The sequence below is a fragment of the Paenibacillus gyeongsangnamensis genome (assembly GCF_027533625.1).
Classification (GTDB): Bacteria; Bacillota; Bacilli; order Paenibacillales; family NBRC-103111; genus Paenibacillus_G; species Paenibacillus_G gyeongsangnamensis.
Genome location: NZ_JAQAGZ010000008.1, coordinates 32,018 through 51,670 on the forward strand (window position 1 = coordinate 32,018; position 19,653 = coordinate 51,670).

The 19,653-nt window shown below is 54.1% G+C and carries 14 protein-coding genes and 1 pseudogene; 4 read left to right on the forward strand and 11 right to left on the reverse strand.

Annotation, left to right across the window (positions count from 1 at the left end; translation table 11 throughout):
- Positions 1-102 precede the first annotated feature (102 nt).
- Both O9H85_RS13415 and yfbR read left to right on the forward strand, forming a co-directional pair.
- On the forward strand, positions 103-1,254 hold the full coding sequence (locus O9H85_RS13415; protein WP_269881927.1) for a polysaccharide deacetylase family protein: 1,152 nt from the start codon (positions 103-105) through the stop codon (positions 1,252-1,254).
- 61 nt (positions 1,255-1,315) lie between these two features.
- A complete protein-coding gene (gene yfbR / locus O9H85_RS13420) occupies positions 1,316-1,900 on the forward strand; it encodes a 5'-deoxynucleotidase (protein WP_269881929.1) in 585 nt (194 codons plus the stop codon).
- Positions 1,901-1,961: 61 nt separating this feature from the next.
- Here the strand turns inward: yfbR and O9H85_RS13425 are convergent, their stop codons facing one another.
- Positions 1,962-2,693 carry a TetR/AcrR family transcriptional regulator C-terminal domain-containing protein gene (locus O9H85_RS13425; protein WP_269881930.1) on the reverse strand — a complete coding sequence of 244 codons (732 nt, stop codon included), beginning with the start codon at positions 2,691-2,693 and terminating at the stop codon, positions 1,962-1,964.
- 110 nt (positions 2,694-2,803) lie between these two features.
- Here O9H85_RS13425 and O9H85_RS13430 point away from each other — a divergent pair, with 110 nt between their 5' ends.
- Complete coding sequence (locus O9H85_RS13430; protein ID WP_269881931.1) at positions 2,804-3,487, forward strand: DUF6022 family protein; 684 nt, start codon at positions 2,804-2,806, stop codon at positions 3,485-3,487.
- A gap of 772 nt (positions 3,488-4,259) precedes the next feature.
- Here the strand turns inward: O9H85_RS13430 and serC are convergent.
- The 9 genes and pseudogenes from serC to O9H85_RS37735 all read right to left on the reverse strand — a co-directional run.
- Positions 4,260-5,360 (reverse strand): 3-phosphoserine/phosphohydroxythreonine transaminase, encoded by a 1,101-nt coding sequence (gene serC, locus O9H85_RS13435; protein WP_269881932.1) that lies wholly within the window; start codon positions 5,358-5,360, stop codon positions 4,260-4,262.
- Positions 5,361-5,692: 332 nt separating this feature from the next.
- Positions 5,693-6,211: a peptide deformylase gene (gene def / locus O9H85_RS13440; RefSeq protein WP_269881933.1), complete on the reverse strand. Its 519-nt coding sequence runs from the start codon at positions 6,209-6,211 to the stop codon at positions 5,693-5,695.
- A gap of 107 nt (positions 6,212-6,318) precedes the next feature.
- Complete coding sequence (locus O9H85_RS13445) at positions 6,319-6,744, reverse strand: hypothetical protein (protein WP_269881934.1); 426 nt, start codon at positions 6,742-6,744, stop codon at positions 6,319-6,321.
- 95 nt (positions 6,745-6,839) lie between these two features.
- Positions 6,840-9,968 carry an efflux RND transporter permease subunit gene (locus O9H85_RS13450; RefSeq protein ID WP_269881935.1) on the reverse strand — a complete coding sequence of 1,043 codons (3,129 nt, stop codon included), beginning with the start codon at positions 9,966-9,968 and terminating at the stop codon, positions 6,840-6,842.
- On the reverse strand, positions 9,965-10,570 hold the full coding sequence (locus O9H85_RS13455) for a TetR/AcrR family transcriptional regulator (protein WP_269881936.1): 606 nt from the start codon (positions 10,568-10,570) through the stop codon (positions 9,965-9,967). Before O9H85_RS13455 ends, O9H85_RS13450 begins: the two co-directional genes overlap by 4 nt.
- A 206-nt stretch (positions 10,571-10,776) precedes the next feature.
- Positions 10,777-11,718, reverse strand: a complete 942-nt coding sequence (gene mdh / locus O9H85_RS13460) for a malate dehydrogenase (RefSeq protein ID WP_269881937.1) — start codon at positions 11,716-11,718, stop codon at positions 10,777-10,779.
- A gap of 556 nt (positions 11,719-12,274) precedes the next feature.
- Complete coding sequence (gene icd, locus O9H85_RS13465; protein WP_269881938.1) at positions 12,275-13,570, reverse strand: NADP-dependent isocitrate dehydrogenase; 1,296 nt, start codon at positions 13,568-13,570, stop codon at positions 12,275-12,277.
- 192 nt (positions 13,571-13,762) lie between these two features.
- Entirely contained in the window at positions 13,763-14,875 is a 1,113-nt protein-coding gene (citZ, locus tag O9H85_RS13470; RefSeq protein ID WP_269881939.1) for a citrate synthase, read from the reverse strand.
- Positions 14,876-15,205: 330 nt separating this feature from the next.
- Positions 15,206-15,616, reverse strand: a pseudogene (locus tag O9H85_RS37735) (CBO0543 family protein); the annotation flags it as partial.
- Positions 15,617-15,976: 360 nt separating this feature from the next.
- Between O9H85_RS37735 and O9H85_RS13475 the strand changes: the two are divergent.
- The gene (locus tag O9H85_RS13475; RefSeq protein WP_269881940.1) at positions 15,977-17,518 is read left to right on the forward strand and encodes a Ppx/GppA phosphatase family protein; all 1,542 of its coding nucleotides are present in this window, start codon (positions 15,977-15,979) and stop codon (positions 17,516-17,518) included.
- On the opposite strand, the gene O9H85_RS13480 is transcribed toward O9H85_RS13475, so the two are convergent.
- The gene (locus O9H85_RS13480) at positions 17,484-19,574 is read right to left on the reverse strand and encodes an RNA degradosome polyphosphate kinase (protein ID WP_269881941.1); all 2,091 of its coding nucleotides are present in this window, start codon (positions 19,572-19,574) and stop codon (positions 17,484-17,486) included. The genes O9H85_RS13475 and O9H85_RS13480 overlap by 35 nt on opposite strands.
- Positions 19,575-19,653 lie beyond the last annotated feature (79 nt).

The following is a 19,653-nucleotide window of genomic DNA, read 5'->3' on the forward strand; positions in this document are numbered from 1 at the left end:
GTAAAGCGCTCCCGCATGAAGCAGGAATTTTGATCCGGAGCCTCGAATATAAATCATTACCTCTAGGTCACCTCACCTATAAAGCAAGGAGAAAAGAACCGCATGAACAAGCTTCTAGCCAAGGCCTCCGCCCTTACGCTGCTCGGTCTCTGTCTGCTGCTCCCTTCCCTTCAAGCCGCCAAAACTGCCGTCATGTACAAGGATCAGGTTGCCGTTATCGTATACCATCATATCGACGATGATGCCAAGAGCGGCGGCACCATTACGACGAAGCTGTTCAAGGACCAGCTCCAATATTTAAAGGGCAAAGGGTATCAATTCATTACCCTGAAGCAATTCAAGGCGTTTATGAACGGTTCCATGGTTCCGAATAATGCCGTACTCGTAACGTTCGATGACGGTTACGAGAGCTTTTATACGAATGCCTATCCCGTTCTAAAGAGTATGCGGATTCCTGCCGTGAACTTCATCATTACGGGAGATCTGGACAATCCGCTGGCCAGCTACATCCCTTCCATGTCCCGTGACGAAATCATCGAGATGACGAGCGACACCAACTTCATTGACGCCCAATGCCATACGAACAGCTTTCATTACAAGCTGGCGGACGGCAATGCGGCGCTTATCGGACGCATGACAACGGACGGACGCAAGGAGACCGACGAGGAATACAAACGGCGCGTTGCCTCGGATACGAAGGCCTGCATCTCGAAGCTGAGCGAGCTTTACCCGGAAGACATCGACTCTTACGCTTACCCTTATGGGATATTTGATAAAAATGCCGTCGGCTACATTCAACAGGAAGGCATCAAGTTCGCTTTCACCGTCGTGCCGGAAATGACCACGCGCCAGCTGGATCCGATGCAGCTTCCGCGCATTAATGCCGGGAGCAGCTTCATTACTCCCGAAGGGCTCCACAATGCCATTCAACGCCGGATTGTCTCGCTCGCGCCTCCTGCCGGCGATGTTCCCTTGGCGGAGACAATGATCCAGCTGGGCGGGAATGCTGTGATCTCCGCCGACGGGAAGGTGACGATCCAATACCAGCAGCTCAGCTGGATAGGCGCCTCCGGAAGCTCCAAGCTCACGGCGGCGGACGGCCGTACGCTTACGCTGTCGAAGCCGCTGAGCGGCAAGGGCAAGCAAATCTTGATCGCGCTTCAGGATTTGGAGCAGGCAATCGGCTTCGGAATCGTGTATAATCCATCTGTACAAAGCTTCTCGGTGCAGCAGACGCCTTCGGTACGAAGGTAGCCCTTTAGCGGAACCTGACGCGACGAAGCGAGAACGATGCAGCAGATGGGATGATGAACGGATGGAAAGTCATTTTTTCGCTTATATGTACCGATTGCGTTACATTGAACGCTGGAGCCTCATGCGCAACGTCGTGAAGGAGAACGTGGCGGAGCACTCTTTTCATGTGGCGATCCTTACGCACGTGCTGTGCACGATCGCCAATGAAGTTTACGGCCGCCAGGTCCCGACCGACCGGATCGTCAGCATGGCCTTATTCCACGATGCCACCGAAGTATTCACCGGCGATATTCCGACACCGGTAAAGCATCATAACCCGAAGATTCTCTCCAACTTCCGGGAAATCGAGCATTTGGCCGCCGAGCGGCTGCTTGATATGGTTCCGGACCCGCTTCGTCCGGTTTATGACTCACTTATCGATACGAAGCAGCCGGACCACGCCGAGCTGAAAAAGTATGTCAAGGGAGCCGACCTGCTTGACGCTTACCTCAAGTGCGTCACCGAGCTGTCCGCCGGCAACCGCGAATTTGCCACCGCCAAGAAGCAAATCGAAGAATCGATCGAACAGCTAAACATGCCGGAGCTGAAGTACTTCCTTCAATATATGGCTCCCAGCCTCGAGAAGACGCTTGATGAGCTGGAATAAGGTTTTGTAAGATAGGGCTGCGCCGCTGAGGCGCTGCCCTTCTTTTTTCCGGCTACTACTTTCAACCGGGCAGATGGGAATTCGCGAGCTTCGCCTCAAAACCGTTCAACAGGACTTGAATTCCGAATAGGAACTCATCGTCCAAGTCGGTGGCAGTGGTGTGGGATGCCAACCGGGCCATATGAGGATAAAGCTCCCGGGAAAGGGACTGAAACTGCTCCTTATAAACCTTGTCCATGTCATCCACGTTCAAATGCTCCCGCTTGGCCCGTTCGGTTAAGCGGCTCTCCTCTTCCACAAACCCGAACACATAATTTTTCAGCATGGAAGAAAGCCATGGAATATGCTTGTCCTTGAACCCCGACTCTGCCAGTATGCGGAACAAGTATTCAATATGCGCCAACCGGGTGGGTGTCGCCGCGAATGTCGCTCCCATGATGGGAACAGCGTCCCTGTAACGGAGAAGCGCCCGTCGAAACCGGAGCGCCCATTCCCGAAGCTGCTCTTGCCAGGTCAGCTCCTTACCGGGAAATTCAACCTCCGAGCTAATCCGCTCCGCCAGCCAGTGCAGCAGCTGCTCCTTGTCCTTCACGTGATAATAAAGAGCTGCGGCCTTCACGCCCAGGGTATCCGCAATTTTTCGCATGCTGATTCCAGCCAGCCCTTCGGCCTCCAGGATCGTGAGCACCGCCTCCAAGATCCGAGCACGGTCAAGAGGGGTATGCAGTTGCTCCGATTCCGATGGGCCATCCGGTTTATCGGCTGCTTGTTGGTGAATTCTCCTTCTGGCCATAATCAACCTCCCATTTTTTTCTTGACAAGTATATCATACCGTATTATTCTAACGGTGTTAAATTTTATTTTAACATCGTTAAATTATTATTTTGAGGAGGAATTTACTGGATGACCGACGCTTCATTCGCCGCCCGGATCCGGAATGCCGACAAAGTGCTGTCCGCATCATGGAGGGCCGTTTATCAAGACAAGAAAGCAGATTTCGATCGCATGTTCTCCGAGCACGGAGACCGCGCCTACGGCGTCTGGATTCAAGAATTTATGGGACCTGTGCTAGAATATTTGTCCGCTGATGGCTATAGCGTGAAAGGAAGCTTCAACCGGACGGATTCCGTGGAAAACTGGGGACCTCCCGAGGAACGGGAACGCTGCATTTGGTATGTCGTATATGATGGGGACGGCATCCCGGTCGGCACCATGGTTCTGCAGGTGTACCATTCCCACTTGACCTTCCACGTCCCTCGAGCCCCCCATCTATTCGCTATGGAAGCTACGGAGAGAGAACAAATTGTAAAGACCCTTTCTTATGCTTCCACCCGGGTCAGATGGGATCGTAAAGAAGAGCGCATGCCTCTTCCGGACAATGGGGCAGGCGGGGAAACGGGCTGGGACTATGCGACCGACGTCTCCATCGGGGACTGCCTTCACCCGGCTAGCGACGGGCAACGATCCAGCTGGACCCTGGACGAAGCCTTATCCCACTGGGGTCGTTACGGCTGGGATCTCGTATCCGTTGTGCCGTCCTGCGGGACGATGGTCGCCTTCTTCAAACGGCCTCGCCGTCAGGCGTAAGGTGATTCTTGGTCGTTAATCGATGAAGAAAAGTATCGTACGGCTGGCTGAACGTTCCGTCTGCCCGCCCACCCGCCGTGATGCACCTCATCGAACCTTGTACCGTGCTGACCTCCATCAAAAACCTGTACGGCTCGCTGATAGTCTGGCGCCTGTCGTGAAGTACCCATCAAAACCTATACAGTTCGTTGATAGTCTGACGCACGCTCCAATGGTACCTAATAGTTAGCTACACTCGATTGTTCACTATAGCTCCTTCCCGCGCCCGTTGAGCAGATTTAGTGATCTTAGGTTCACTTCTATTGAGCCCAGGTTCAGTATGCGTTCGCCCCCACTACCCACGTCAGGCGATAGTGAACCCCAGGTCCCTACAAATGAACCTGGGAGCTTATGAGTAATTGTACCCGATAGTTCATTACAGTATCTTTCCGTACCCTCTGCACAGATTTAGTTACCCAAGGTTCACTTCTAGTGACTCCAGGTTCATAATGCGCTCGTCCCCACTACCTGCGTCAGGCGATAGTGAACCCCGGGACCCTACGAAAGAACCTGAGGGCGCTAATTGTACCCGATTGTTCACTACAGCATCTTTCCGTACCCTCTGCACAGATTTAGTGACCCAAGGTTCACTTCTAGTGATCCAGGTTCACTATGCGTCCGCTCCCACTACAGGCATCAGTCGATAGTGAACCTTGGGACTCTACTATTGAACTAGGGCGCTTATTGTACCCGAATGTTCACTACAGCTCCATCCCGCGCCCACTCCGCAGGTTCATCCATGCCGACGCTGAAACTCCGTCATGAACTCGGCCAGCGCACGGCAAGCCTCCACCGGCACCGCGTTGTAGGCCGAGGCCCGAAGCCCTCCGACGCTGCGGTGCCCGGCAAGGCCGGCAAAGCCTTCCCGCTCCGAAGCCTCCACGAACATCCGCTCCAGCGCCTCATCCGCCATGCGCCAGGTGATGTTCATGACCGAGCGATAAGGCTGCGCAACCACTCCCCGGTAAAATCCGCGGCTCGCGTCCATCACGTCGTAGAGCAACCTGGCTTTCTCGACGTTCCTTCGTTCCAGCGCGGCTACCCCTCCCTGACGCTGCACCCATTCCAGTACCAGGCGGAGCATATAGACGGAATGCACCGGCGGCGTATTGTACAAGGAGCGGTGCTTGACGTATGTTTCGTACCGAAAAATCGTCGGAATCGAAGTCGAAGCCTGCTTCAGGAGCTCTTCACGAAGCACAACGACCGTTACGCCGGCAGGGCCCAAATTTTTCTGCGCTCCGGCATAAAACAACCCGAACCTTGAATAATCCATCGTCCGGCTCAAGACTTCGCTGGTCACATCCCCGATCAACGGCACTTCCCCCACTTCCGGGAGCACCGGATACCTGGAGCCTTCGATCGTGTTATTCACCGTGATGTGCAAATAAGCTACTTGCCCCGATTCAGACTCCGGAACCTTAAGCTCCTCCGCGGAAGGCACGACGCTCCAGCCCATCGCCTTCGAGCTCGCCACCACGGCCGCATCGCCGACCGTACGGGCTTCCTCATAGGCTTTCTCCGCAAACTGCCCCGTAATTGCATACCAGCCCTTCCGTCCGGGTCCGAGCAAATTCAACGGCACGAGCGCAAACTGCGTGCTTGCTCCGCCGCCCATGAACAGCGCCCGATACCCCTTAGGCAAACCGAGAATCGACAGAAGCAGCTCCTGCGTCTCCTCGTTCAATCGTTCGTAAGCCTCCGTCCGATGGGACATCTCCATCAGCGACATGCCGTGTCCGCGGTAGCCGACCAGTTCCTCCCTCGCTTGCTCCAGAACCTCAAGAGGCAGTGCCGCCGGTCCCGGGAAAAAATTGTGTGCTCTGTAATCCATCCTTCCCACGTCCTTCCCAAAAGTGTATTCCATGCCCGAAAAAACACAAAAAGCGCCCTCATCCGATTGGGACGAGGAGCGCTGTGCTCGCGGTGCCACCCAATTTGACCGAACGGTTACGTTCAGTCCACTTGGTTCCGCGATAACGGGCGGTGCCGGTTAACTTAGGACGCAGCGGCGAGAATGAATCGCACGATGCTCTTGACGAGAACGCCTCCGAGTTGGATGCTCTTCACAGGCAGGATCACGATCTGCAGTTTCCTGTTATTATATCCGAGCCGTCAATAAAGCGCAATAGGTCCGCCGCCACCGACTCTTCAGCCTCTCCAGCATCACAGCGTGCGATTGGATAAACGCAGTACCTCCAGCAGATCGGCCCGCCGCTCGGTTTCATCGTTATAAAAAGCGCCGTTCTGCACATGATCGATATATAATATCCCGTTCAAATGATCGATCTCATGCTGGATGCAGCGGGCAAGGTAGCCTTCCCCTTCCAACTCAAAGGGTTCCCCTTTTCGGTTCAGGCTGTGGATCTTCACCTTCAGTGCCCGCTTCACGATCCCGGTATACCCTGGAAAGGACAAGCAGCCCTCCGGACCCGTCTGCTCCCCATCCATCGAGACGATCTCCGGGTTGACGAGCTCGATCAGGCCGTCCCCGCAGTCCATCACGATCACGCGGCGCAGCATGCCCACTTGAGGGGCGGCCAGTCCGGCCCGGCCTTCTTCAACGTACAGCGTCTCGGCCATATCGTCCAGCAGCTTGCTCAGCTTCTCGTTAAATTCCGTCACCGGCTTCGCTTTCTTGCGCAGAATCGGGTCCCCGAACGGTAAAATCAGTTTCAATGCCATGGCTTCTCGGCTCCTTTCTTTTCTCCTAAACCTTTAACCAAAAAAGCGCCCTCGCCCGCAAGGGGGCCGCAGGAGCGCTTCCGGTCCAAAACCAAAATCAACGACAATTAAAACATATTCGGAAACTTCATCAAGGTAACCGTCAAGAAGAACAGAATACCCGTCACTACGCTGATGGTTTTAATCGCACCGATATGCTCGCGAATGTTCGCTCCGGCCGGGTCGTTCAGGGCCTTCCGCATTTTGCTGCCCAGCACGCCTGTGAGCGCGCCGATCGCAAGAAACAGAACCACTGCGAGAATCATCCACAGGACGGAATAGCCGCTCTTACTTACCAGGTAACCGCCGGATAAGAACGAAATGACAAGTGCCAGCTGCCCTGCCCGGTTCATCGAGAAAAGAACATTCAGAAATCCGAACTGCGCCGAGCCGTTCTGCAGAGCCTGCACACGTGACGCCAGGAACGGTATCATCAAATAGATGCCCATCATAATGGCGGCGAGCACATGTAAATACACAAAAACCTGAACCATAATCGGAGTGCCTCCCTTTTTATCGTACACAAGTCCAAACACCCTAAGTATACCGGATGCGGACACCCCTAGGCAAATTACGGAAATGTGTCCTTTCACGGATGAAGCGCGGCCCCCGCCTTTGCCGACCTTTTAGTTCTCCATGTCTGCAAAATGACAAACAGCGACGGAACGACGATCAGCGTCAGCAGTGTGGAATAGATTAAGCCCGAAATAATGGTAATGCCCATCGGGCGCCATAGATTGCCGCCCATGATCGTCATCGGCAGCAGCCCTCCGATAGCCGTCGCCATCGTGAGCAGGATCGGGCGCAAACGTGCTTTTCCCGCCTCCGCTACCGCTTCGTACTGCGGGAGTCCGCGCTCCAGCGCCTGCTCGATGAATTCGATCAGTATAATCCCGTTCCGGACGACGATGCCCGCCAGGCTGACCATCCCCATCAGCGCCATGAAGCCGATCGGCGAATGCGTCAGGAACAGCCCGATGACCGCCCCGCCGGCCGCCAGATAGACGGTGGAGAGGATCAGCAGCGGGATCGTCAGGGAATAAAACTGCATGACCATGATAATATAGATCAGCAAAATGACCACAATCGACAGCTTGCCGATAGAAGCAAAGGCATCATTGCGTTCCTCGTTCTCCCCGCCGTATTCGAGCGAATATCCTGGCGGAAGCGGATATTTGCCCATCTCCGCCTTCAAATCCTTGACCACGTCGTCGGCCAGCCGGTTATCCGTGAAGCTGCGGACGATGATCGTCCGCGTCTGATTGCGGTGGTGAATCGACTTGATCATCGTGTTGCTGCGAATGTCACCGAGCTCGCGCACCTGAACGGTGCCGCCCTTTTGCGTCGGCACGAACATTTTATTCATCGTATCGACCGGATCGGCCTTCGGGCTTTTCGCGTATAATGTTACGTCCACCAGCTTCTCGCCCTGCTGCATTTGCGTCACGTTCAGACCTTCCGTTGCGATGCGCAGCGTCGTAGAAAGGTCCTTCTCATTCACTCCGTAAATTCTCAGCTTGGCGGGATCGGCCTGCACCTCGTACGTTGTCATATCCTTGCCGACATCGTCCGATACGCTGACCGTGCCGGGAATGCGCTTCAGCGTTTCTTGCACGTCGTTTGAAATTTGCCTCAGCTGCTCCAGATCACTGCCGCTGATGCGGACGGCGACCGGGGCGCCGACCGGCGGTCCCTGCTCGAGCTCCCGGGGAGTAATCTCCACTTCGGAAGGGAACATGCCCTGAAGCTGCTCGCGCCACACGCCGACGACCTCCTTCGTCTTGATGGCCTTCGGATCGATCTTTACGAACAGCTGTCCAAGATTGATTCCGGTCGATTCGCTTTCCGAGTAATAAAATTTCGGCGCCGACCGGCCGGAGTACGAGGTGACGAATACCACGCCGGGCTGCCCGCGGAGCCATTCCGCCGCCTTCTCCACCGAAAATTCCGTTTCGGCGAAAAGCCGCCCCGTCGGCAGCTTGAAATCGATCAGCATCTCGTCCTTCTCCGCCGGTGGGAAATATTGCAGCCCCAGCAGCGGCAGCAAGCCGAAGGCGCTCGTGCCGATCAGAAGCGCCACTAACCCAGTCAGCATTGGCCTTTTGAGGAAGCGGTGTATCTGCCTGCCATAAAAGGCGCTGAGACGCTGAATCGGCTTGCCCAGCAGGCCCGGCGCCGGTTCGGCTCCGCCGTCCTCTGCGGATGCAGCGGCCTCTTTGACCGCAGGACTTGCCATAAAACGACGCGCCGCCCTGCGCTCGCCGACCCATTGGCGGAAGATCGGGATGATCATCAGCGACATGGCCATGGAAGCGGCCAGTGTAAGCGAAATGACGACGGGAAGCGGCCGAATGAAGCTCCCGATGTTCCCTTTTAAGAAGAATAGCGGCAGGAATGCGGCAGCCGTAGCAATCGTTGCGGTCAGGATGGACACAGCTACATCGCGGCTGCCTTCCAGCGCGGCCTTCCGTGGATCGTCCCCAAGCTGCAACCGCCGCTGAATGTTATCGTTCACGACAATCGCATCGTCGACAAGAATACCGAGGACGATAACGATGGCGACCACGGTGATTTGGTTCAAGTCGATGCCCATCGTCTCAACCGGAATGAGGCCGACGGTAATCGAGATCGGGATTGCCAGCGCTACGATCAGCGAGGTACCGAAGGTTAGTCCGAGCGAGCAAACGACGATGACCACGGCAATGCCGATCAGGAGCTCCCGAGTCAGATCCTTGAACAGATGATCCAGACTTTCTTTTTGCGTAAAGAGAGACACCATCCGGACATTGGCCGGAAGTTTCGGCTCAAGCTCCTGCACCTTCTGGTCGATGCGCTTCTGCAGAGCCGGGATATCTGTCCCCTTCTCGGCGTTAATGACAAGATCCAGCGCCGGCTTACCGTTATGTAAAATGCTGACTTCACTCTTCTTCGGACGAAGCTTCACTTCGGCCACATCTTTGACGGTCAGCGTTTTGCCGTTAGGGAGTCCGTAAATTTCCGTACCCGCAATATCCTCGGCCGACTTCCACTCGCCGCTCATATTGACGTAATACTGCTTCGTCCCTTTATCGACGGTGCCGAGGGGTACTCGGTTGTTCTTGTTTTGCAGCGCCTGGGCAACGATCCCCCAAGGCAGCCGGAACGAATCCAGCTTATCTGTATCCAGCGTAACCGCAACCTCCTGGTCCGGCAGGCCGACGATCTCGACGCTGCTGACGCCCGCGACGGTGCCGAGCTGCTTTTTCCAGATCTCCATCGTAGGGCGCAGAGGCTCCAGCTCCTCCGGATTCTCCACCACGAAGTGCAGGATTTGCTCCGCAATCTTGCTTAAGTCGTCGTTCACCTCAGGCTGGTGGGAGTCGCTCGGCAGATCGCTTACGGCGGACTGGACCTTTTGCCTTAGTGTATCCCAGGCCCGTTTAATGTCCGTATCCGATTTCACTTCCACCTGGATGACCGAAACGTTGGCGGAGGAGGTCGAGCTCACAACGGACAGGTCGCTCATCTCTTTGATCTTATCCTCCAGCGGCCGCGTCACGAACTGCTCCACCTTCTCCGGGGATGCGCCGGGATAAATCGTTTTGACGATCGCCATCGTCAGGTCCACCTCGGGATTCTCCCGCTGCCTCAGCGTAGTAATGTTCACCACCCCGAGCACTACCGCCATCACAAAAAATAGAAGCGTGACCTTCCGGTATTGTAACAGCTTGGTGATCATGAGAGACCTCCATCCGCTCCGGGAGGTTTGCAGGGACCGCAATCGATACCGACCAGCACCTCCGTAACGAGCTCCACCTGCTCCAGGCCGTACCCTTTATCGATAAAACAATGGTACGCCGCTTTCTCCACCATCCCGATCTTGGCGTAAGCTTCGATCTCCAGCTGCTCCTCCGTATAGCCGGGGAAGACGCAATAATGCTTCAGAGTACGAATAATGAGCTGTGCCAGCTTGCCGTAATACGCTTTGCAAACCTCGCTCAGCTCGGGAGAATCCGCGCCGTGACGATTGATCAAGTAGAGCACGTTACGGTTCTTGTAATACTCCAAAAGCGACTGCCGGATCATCCGGTACATCACCGTCTCCCCGTCCAGTTCCTCCGAACCCGAAGGCGTCCGATCGAGCGCCCCGACAATCTCGTCCATGCAGGCCTCGACCACTTGGCGGAACAAATCCTCTTTGCTCTTGAAATATAAATAAAACGTGCCCTGCGCAATGCCAGCCGCTTTGACGATATCGGATACCTTCGTATTGTGATAACCTATGTTTCGAAACAATTCCAATGCCGATGCGATAATACTTTCTCTTTTATCGTCCCCCATCGTCCGCTCGCCCCTTTGTCAAAATAAAACAGATTTCATATGACTGACTTGTCAGTCATTTTTGATCATAGCATAGCCCCTGGCTCTTAACAACCGGCCGATTGGCCATGAAACGGCTTTCCTCTCTAAATTATTCTTTAGAAAAAGAGCGTACAAAAAAACCAGCTTCCGGCATATCCGAAAGCTGGTTCTTTATCAAGGCTTTATTAGCCTGTCACTACTTTGATTACGTTGCGTACCGAGTCAGCCGACTTATCAAGTGCCGCTTTCTCTTCCGGAAGCAGTTCGAGCTCGAATATTTTCTCGATACCGTTGCCGCCGAGGAGGGTAGGTACGCCCATGAACAGGTTGTCGTAACCATACTCGCCTTGAAGCAGAGCGATGGCTGGAATGATCCGCTTCTTGTCCTTCAGAATCGCTTCGGTCATTTGAACGAGCGATGCCGCAGGCGCGTAGTAGGCGGAACCGTTGCCGAGCAGGTTTACGATCTCGCCGCCGCCCGTACGGGTACGCTTTACGATCGCTTCGATGCGGTCAGCCGGGATCAGCTTCTCGATCGGAATCCCGCCAACGTTGGAGTAACGAACGAGCGGAACCATGTCGTCGCCGTGGCCGCCGAGCACGAAGCCGCGAACGTCTTCAACCGATACGTTCAGCTCTTGAGCGATGAACGTACAGTAGCGAGCCGTATCCAGTACGCCGGATTGGCCGATTACGCGGTTTTTCGGGAAGCCGAGCGTTTGGAATGCTACATAAGTCATCGCGTCCACCGGGTTGGACAGGATGATGACGATCGAATCAGGGCTTGTTCTCTTCACGTTTTCGCAAACCGATTTCACGATACCTGCGTTCGTGTTAACGAGGTCGTCGCGGCTCATACCCGGCTTGCGGGCGATACCTGCGGTGATGATGACGATATCGGAATTTGCGGAATCGTCATAGTTCGCCGTACCGATGATGTTCGCATCGAAGCCTTGAACCGGAGAAGCCTCGAGCATGTCGAGCGCTTTACCTTTTGTAGGGTTCTCCAGCTGAGGGATATCGAGAAGAACCACATCGCCGAGTTCTTTTTGAGCCAGCATAAGAGCTGTTGTTGCACCTGTGAAGCCTGCACCTACAACCGTAATCTTTTTGCGTTGGATTGCCATGGGAACAGCCTCCTGATTCGTTTGTTTGTATTAGGTTCACTCCGTACTCGGGCGAGCCCTGTTGGAGGGCCCACGCTCTGTACCTTTGATCTTTGCTCCGTACATGGGCGAAGCCCTATAGGAGGGCCTCGTACTCTTCGCCTTTGCCCTTGCCTTTGGGTCTTTGCTCCGTACATGGGCGAAGCCCCGTAGGAGGGCCCGTGCTCTTCGCCTTTGCCCTTGCCTTTGGGTCTTTGCTCCGTACATGGGCGAAGCCCCGTAGGAGGGCCCCCGTGCCTTTACGCATGAGAGCGTGTCTGAGAGCCGAGCGGCGCCAGCCGTTCGCTCACAGACCGACGCGTTCCCCGCACCAGCCTACTGCTCAACAGCCCTCGCACGCATGAAAGCGTGTCTGCGGGCCGCATGGCGTCAGCTCATGCGCTCGCAGACGAACGCGATCCCACCGCCTAGCCACACATGGGAGCATCAACGTCACGCCGTACTCCAACCGTCGTGGTCCAGGGGGCGAAACCCCTGGGGCCTCCCTTATTAAGGGAGGTTTGGAGGGTTGCTCTCCTTAGAAATTCGCAATAATCTGATTAGCAAACTCCGAGCACTTCACTTCAGTCGCGCCTTCCATCAGGCGGGCGAAGTCGTAAGTAACGGTTTTGTTGTTGATTGCCGTTTCCATGCCTTTGTAGATCAGCTCAGCCGCTTCTAGCCAGCCCAGGTGCTCAAGCATCATAACGCCGGACAGGATGACGGAACCCGGGTTAACGACGTCCAGACCTGCATACTTCGGAGCCGTACCGTGAGTCGCTTCAAAGATAGCGTGTCCGGTTACATAGTTGATATTCGCGCCAGGAGCGATACCGATACCGCCGACTTGCGCAGCCAGGGCGTCGGACAAGTAGTCGCCGTTCAGGTTGAGCGTAGCGATGACTTCGAAATCGGTTGGACGAGTCAATACTTGCTGCAGTGCGATATCAGCGATCGCATCTTTCACGATGATTTTGCCTTCGGCTTCGGCTGCTTTTTGAGCTGCGTTAGCCGCGTCGGTGCCTTGCTCTTCTTTGATTTTATCGTATTGCGCCCAAGTGAAGGTTTTGTCGCCGAACTCCTGCTCAGCCAGCTCGTAACCCCAGTTTTTGAACGCGCCTTCGGTGAACTTCATGATGTTGCCTTTGTGAACGAGCGTTACGCTCTTGCGGTTATGCTGGATCGCATATTCGATGGCCGCGCGGATCAGACGCTTGGAGCCCTCGGAGGAAACCGGCTTGATGCCAATACCGGAGGTTTCCGGGAAGCGGATCTTCTTCACGCCCATCTCGTTCTGCAGGAAAGCCAGTACTTTCTTCACTTCTTCGGAGCCGGAAGCCCACTCGATGCCGGCATAGATGTCTTCCGTGTTCTCGCGGAAAATAACCATGTCTACGAGCTCAGGGCGTTTTACCGGGGAAGGCACGCCTTTGAAATAGCGAACCGGACGGGAGCACACATACAGATCCAGCTCTTGGCGAAGGGCCACGTTCAGGGAACGGATACCGCCGCCGATCGGTGTAGTCAAAGGTCCTTTGATCGCTACGATGTACTCGCGGATCGCAGTCAACGTGTCGGCTGGCAGCCAGTTGTTATATTTATTGAAAGCTTTCTCGCCGGCGAACACTTCATACCAAGCGATTTTCTTCTCGCCGTTGTAAGCTTTCTCCACCGCTGCGTCGAGGACGCGCTTGGAAGCGGCCCAGATGTCCGGACCCGTACCGTCGCCTTCGATGAAAGGAATAATCGGATGATTAGGGACGTTCAGCTTGCCGTTCGTAATTGTAATGCGTTCGCCTTCTGTCGGCTGAGCGAATTGTTCGAATTGTGCCATGGATAAAATAAGCCTCCTCTAGTATATTGCCGGTAACCGGCGTGAATGAGAGCAGCGGGCCGCGTTGGGCGATGCAGCTCCAAAGGCAAAATTGAACGGGAGCTGCGGTGCCGCCCTCAGCCCGTAAGGGGAGGGCCGGCATGCCGCAGCAGCCCGTTAATTCACAGCGTGTATGTTCCGAGGAACGTGCGATTAGCGCTGTTCGATCGGAGTGTAAGCTTGATGCGAAGGACCGGTATACTCGGCGCGCGGACGAATCAGACGATTGTCCGAATACTGCTCGAGAATGTGTGCGGTCCATCCCGATGTACGGCTGAACGCGAAGATCGGCGTGAACAAGTCGCGCGGAATTTCGAGCGAAGTATACACGGAAGCGGAGTAGAAGTCCACGTTCGGCTTCAGACCCTTCTGACCGGTAACCAGCTCTTCGATCTGGATGGACATGTTGTACCAGTTCATGTTGCCTGTAATCTTGCCGAGCTCTTCGGACATCTTCTGAAGATGCTTCGCACGAGGGTCGCCGTTCTTGTAGACGCGGTGACCGAAGCCCATGATCTTCTCTTTGTTCGCCAGCTTCTCGGTGATGTAGCTGTTCGCTTTGTCGGCCGTGCCGATTTCTTCGAGCATCGCCATAACGGCTTCGTTCGCGCCACCGTGCAGCGGGCCTTTCAAAGCGCCGATAGCGGATACGATGCCGGAATAAATATCGGACAACGTAGCCACCGTTACGCGCGCAGCAAAAGTCGAAGCGTTGAGCTCGTGGTCTGCGTGCAGCACCAAAGCTTTATCAAGCGCTTCGATCGCGATTTTCTCAGGCTGTTTGCCTGTCAGCATGTACAGAAAATTCTCGGCAAGGGATGCGCCGGCCTTCGGAGCGATAGCCTCTTTGCCTTCGCGGATACGGGCGAATGCCGCAATGATCGTCGGCAGCTGCGCTTGAAGCCTGATCGCCTTGCGCAGGTTCGCTTCCGGCGACATATCGTTAGCTTCCGCATCGTAAAGAGCCAGGGAGGAAACGGCGGTACGAAGGGCTGCCATGGAGTTTACGTCTTTCGGGAACAATTTGATCAAATTGATGATTTCGCCTGGAACGTTTGCAGCTGCGTTAAGTTCTTTGGTCAGCTGGTCGAGCTCGGAGCGATTAGGCAGCTTGCCGTACCATAATAAATACACAACCTCTTCGAATGTTGCGTTTTCGGCAAGGTCGTCGATGTTGATACCGCGATAAGTCAACACACCGTCGATAATGGAGCTGATGGACGACGTTGTGGCTACAATTCCTTCCAAACCTTTGGTAGCAGTCAAGGTAATCTCTCCTTTTGCGTTTAATTCATAAGTCTACTATAAAGGATTTACCAAGCGAAGTGAACAAATTTAGACATAAAAGTTCATTATCAGCACAATAAACATATGCTATCCCTCGAGTTATCACGAGTTCGGACTGACTCAAACCTCTTCCCGCAACGTGATTTTCTAATTCCAGTATTCTCACAACAACTCATAAAAAATCACGTTGAATCAATACCTTTGCGGGGAAATTGTGGGGATGGGCTGAGGCGATTTTAGGAGGGGGACATGGGTCAAATCGAACATACCGATCTAGCTGAATAGATGCATTCACTTTATTTTTTATAATTAGCTGTCCCATCGCGGGGTAAAAATCAAAGTTAATACGAAGACGATAGGGATCGATAAACAAAGTGCAATTATCGGCTTTTTATAATGCAGCCGAAGCATTGGGAACATCAAACAATTGAAGACGGTTGACAACCATGCATTCCACCCCCCGTTATATTCCAGCTTTCCGAATAAATGTAGAATATACTCCACACCTGAAAATATCGCAATCCACGCTAACGTATGAACAATTTTCTTCATACCGCTATTCGGATAAGTCGATAAAAAAAGCAATGCCCCGCAAGGCAACGCAGTGAAGGAATATAAAAGAATCGTTTGTTTGTTATTGAGTCCAACATCCGGTATCTCATTCCACAGGGTATCGTCACCGTATAAAAACAAATACAATAAATTCCCTGCTGCCATATAAAGTAATGAGGGTAATACTTATTTATATTTTTCCAATCGCCCCAGATTATAGCCATGATCAACGCAGCAATCGAAACGCTTAAATACAAAAGAAGTCACCCGGCTTATTTGTTGTTGTAATATAAATATTTACATTTATTGTTAAAATTAAACTGTATTGAACTTTGAGAATTCAGGGATTGATGGCCATCATGTAGATTTTCAAAGGGTATCGGAAAAATGCTGCCGGCCGGAAACGCCCGTCTTTAGAGATTCTTTAGAAGCTTTTCATAACCCCTATAAATTTATTCTTCAAATGTTTTGCGAGACGGAAATTGAGTGATATTATAGTGTTAATTGCTATTTACAGGAGGAACTGCCATGAACAGCAGCCGCAGAATCGGCATCATCGATATCGGCTCGAACTCCATTCGTCTGGTGATTTATGAGCAGCGGGCGAACGGAGCGTACCGGGTCATCAGCGAATTCAAGAAATCCGCACGACTTAGCCAGCGCATCGAACCTGACGGGTCATTGCCTCCTGCCGAAATTGAGTCCCTCGTCCGCATTTTGGAGCACTTCCGCCGGATATGCGGCGCTCATCAGGTACAGGATTTCCGGGTAGCGGCTACGGCGGCGATTCGCAACGCGACCAATTCCCGTGAAATTATAGATACATTGAACCGGGACAGCGGCTTTGAGGTGGAGCTTCTGTCCGGCGAGGCCGAGGCGCGCCTCGGATTTCTCGGCATGATCCGTACGATGGAAATCGAGAGCGGCTTTCTCGTCGACATCGGCGGAGGCAGCACGGAGATCTCCCTGTTCCGCGCCCGCAAGCTGGTGAGGAGCGTCTCCTTCCCGTTCGGGGCGGTGAATACGACCCGCCGCTTCTCCATGACGGGCAATTTCAGCGGAGACCATATCAGGAGCATCCGCCAAATGGTGGAGGAATCCGTAGCACAAGAGTCCTGGATTCACGAAGCGCCCGGTCTGCCGCTTGTCGGCCTCGGAGGCACGATTAGGACGGTTTGTAAAATCAACCAGCGCAAGCGCAAATACCCGCTGCAGACGACCCACAATTACCCCATGACCCGGACCGATTTCGACGAGCTGGTCAACTGGCTGCCGATCCTTCCCGCCGAGAAGCGGAAGAAAGTGGACGGTCTCGCGAAGGACCGCTACGACATTATCGTACCCGGCATGGTCATTCTTCAAACGATATTCCAGACGGCCGGCTGCTCCCATTACGTAGTCAGCGGCGCCGGTCTGCGGGACGGATTGTACTATGAAACCTTCCAGTCCGACGGGGAAACGGCTGTAAGCGTTGCCGAGCACAGCGCCGACAATCTGCTGAAGCTGCATTCGACAGCGCCCGAGGCGCATATCCGCCAGGTCGGGTCCATCGCATTGGCCCTGTATGATGCCGCTTCGAAGGCCAAGCTGCTTCCGGACGATCCGAGACTGCGCCTTTGCTTCCGGACGGCGGCCAAGCTGTACCGGATCGGAGCGTCCCTTTATTACTATCAATTTGCGAAGCATTCGTTTCATCTGATTTCGCAAACGCGGATCGACGGCTTCAGCCACCGTGAAATATTGCTTTGCGCATTGATTGCGACATTCAAAGCAAAGAACAAGACGGTTCAGCAGGCGACGCCGTACAAGGATATTTTGCAGGATGCGGATCTCGAGCTGATCGTGAAGCTCGGCTACCTGCTGCAGCTCGCCATAGCGCTTGATATCAGCGAGATTCAAACCCTGGAGCTAACCTCGGCCGAATTCGAAGGCAGCATGCTGCACCTGAAGCTCCGAACGAAATACGACCCCTCTGCAGAATACAGAGAGGTCGAGGGCATACATAAGGAATTCAAGAAAGCGTGGGGCGTTCAGATCAGGATTCACGAACCGTCGTTTTCCAAGAGCTGATCCGCATCGCTTCGAATTGACTGCGCAGCGGCGGTTCGCCGTCGCTGCGCACATGCTCGTACAACCCGTTGGGCTGAAGCGAGCGCGCCTTGACGTTATCTTTTAAATACAGGTCAAGAATATTGATCAGCGAATTTTTGATGTCTTTATCGAAAACCGGACACATCAGCTCGACGCGGCGCGTCAGGTTCCTCGTCATCCAGTCGGCACTGGCGATGTAAATTTCGGTATCCCCCGCATTCTCGAAATAAAAGATACGCGAATGCTCGAGAAACCGGTCCACAATGCTCCGTACCGTAATATTCTCGCTAAGTCCGGGCACGCCGGGTTTCAAGCAGCATACCCCGCGCACGATCAAATCAATCTTCACACCGGCTTGGGAAGCCGCATACAGCTCGTCGACCATCTGCTGATTCGATAACGAATTGAATTTGGCTACGATGCGCGCCGGCTTGCCTTCCGCCGCATTCCTCGCTTCTCTGCGGATTTTATCGAACAGCTTATCCATCAGATCCGTAGGCGCAACGCCGAAGGCCTTCCAGTTGTGCGGTGCGGAATAGCCCGTCACTTCGTTGAATAAGGCCGAGGCGTCTTCGCCAATCACTTTGTTCGATGTGAAAAAGCCGACATCGGTGTACAATTTTGCCGTATTGTCGTTATAGTTCCCGGTTCCCACATGCACGTAACGTCTCAGGCCGTCCGGCTCTTGACGGACGACGAGCGTAATTTTGGCATGCGTCTTCAGACCGACGAGGCCGTATACGACGTGGCATCCCGACTTCTCCAGCTTCCTCGCCCAAGCAATGTTCCGTTCTTCATCGAAACGGGCCTTCAATTCGACGACAACCGTTACTTGTTTGCCGGATTCGGCCGCCCTCGCCAGCCCTTGTATGAGCGGGGAGTTCCCGCTGACCCGGTACAGCGTCATCTTAATCGCGAGCACATGGGGATCGTAGGCGGCCTGGCAGATGAAATCCGTCACCGCATCGAACGACTCGTAAGGATGATAGACGAGCACTTCCCGGTGCCGCAGCGTCGTGAACAAATCCTCCGTATCCATGAACTCCTGCGGATAAACCGGACGTATCGGCTTATAGCGCAAATGATCGTGACCTTGCAGGGAACCCGCCAGTTTCATGAAGAAGCTCAGATCAAGCGGTCCGTCGATCTCGAAGATGTTATCGGTGATCTCGAATTCTTCCTTCAGCTGCTCCAGCGCGTAAGGATGGATCCCCTTCTGCACCTCGAGGCGGACCGGCGCGCCCCAGCGGCGGCGGTGAAGCTCCTTCTCGATCTCCTCCAGCAAGTCTTCGGCTCCTTCTTCATTCAGCGTCAGGTCCGCATTGCGCGTCAGCCGGAACGCCGACACCGAGATCGGCGTGTAGCCGCTGAACATGGTATGGATATGCTGCTCTATCAGCTCCTCCATGAGGATGAACTCCTGCTTCTTGCTGTTGGTCCGGCCGGGGACCGTAATGTAGCGTGACAAGTTCGAGGGCACCTGCAGGATGGCAAAATAAGGCTCATCGTCCGGATCGTCTCCGTCCTTCATCAGCACGACGGCCAAATATAACGCCTGCGTATGTACGAGCGGAAACGGCCGCGATTGGTCGACCGCCATCGGAGTCAGCACCGGGAATACGATATCGTGATAATACACGTCCATGGCATGGCGCTGCGTCGTATTCAAATCTTCGTAGCTGGTAAATATGATGCCTTCCTTCGTTAGCTGCCTTAGAATTTCGCGGTATGTCTTATACTGCTCGGCGACCATTTTCGAGGAACGCTTCATGATGCGTTTGAAAAGTCCGGCCGGCGTATAGCTGGTGAAATCCTTCTTCGTATGACCCGCCTTGAGCTGGTCCTTTACTCCGGCTACGCGGACACTCATGAATTCATCCAGATTGGATGAAACGATGGAAAGAAACTTCACCCGTTCCAACAGGGGCGTATTCGGATCCTGTGCCTCTTCCAGCACCCGCCAGTTGAATTCAACCCAGCTTAAATCGCGGTTTAAATAATTATTCGCCGTTTCTCGGGGGAGCGTATCCTTCATCCTGCCACCAAACCTCCATGGTTTCCGCATTTTCACAGTTTCTTTACTTATTTCATCGTAATTCGACATTGTCAACGGA

What these genes read in the sequence shown, in the direction of transcription:
- def (WP_269881933.1), bottom strand. Translation starts at nt 6,211, where the DNA reads ATGGCATTGAAACTGATTTTACCGTTCGGGGACCCGATTCTGCGCAAG.
- mdh (WP_269881937.1), bottom strand. Translation starts at nt 11,718, where the DNA reads ATGGCAATCCAACGCAAAAAGATTACGGTTGTAGGTGCAGGCTTCACA.
- O9H85_RS13450 (WP_269881935.1), bottom strand. Translation starts at nt 9,968, where the DNA reads ATGATCACCAAGCTGTTACAATACCGGAAGGTCACGCTTCTATTTTTT.
- O9H85_RS13430 (WP_269881931.1), top strand. Translation starts at nt 2,804, where the DNA reads ATGACCGACGCTTCATTCGCCGCCCGGATCCGGAATGCCGACAAAGTG.
- O9H85_RS13480 (WP_269881941.1), bottom strand. Translation starts at nt 19,574, where the DNA reads ATGAAGGATACGCTCCCCCGAGAAACGGCGAATAATTATTTAAACCGC.
- icd (WP_269881938.1), bottom strand. Translation starts at nt 13,570, where the DNA reads ATGGCACAATTCGAACAATTCGCTCAGCCGACAGAAGGCGAACGCATT.
- O9H85_RS13425 (WP_269881930.1), bottom strand. Translation starts at nt 2,693, where the DNA reads ATGGCCAGAAGGAGAATTCACCAACAAGCAGCCGATAAACCGGATGGC.
- O9H85_RS13455 (WP_269881936.1), bottom strand. Translation starts at nt 10,570, where the DNA reads ATGGGGGACGATAAAAGAGAAAGTATTATCGCATCGGCATTGGAATTG.
- O9H85_RS13415 (WP_269881927.1), top strand. Translation starts at nt 103, where the DNA reads ATGAACAAGCTTCTAGCCAAGGCCTCCGCCCTTACGCTGCTCGGTCTC.
- O9H85_RS13475 (WP_269881940.1), top strand. Translation starts at nt 15,977, where the DNA reads ATGAACAGCAGCCGCAGAATCGGCATCATCGATATCGGCTCGAACTCC.
- serC (WP_269881932.1), bottom strand. Translation starts at nt 5,360, where the DNA reads ATGGATTACAGAGCACACAATTTTTTCCCGGGACCGGCGGCACTGCCT.
- yfbR (WP_269881929.1), top strand. Translation starts at nt 1,316, where the DNA reads ATGGAAAGTCATTTTTTCGCTTATATGTACCGATTGCGTTACATTGAA.
- O9H85_RS13445 (WP_269881934.1), bottom strand. Translation starts at nt 6,744, where the DNA reads ATGGTTCAGGTTTTTGTGTATTTACATGTGCTCGCCGCCATTATGATG.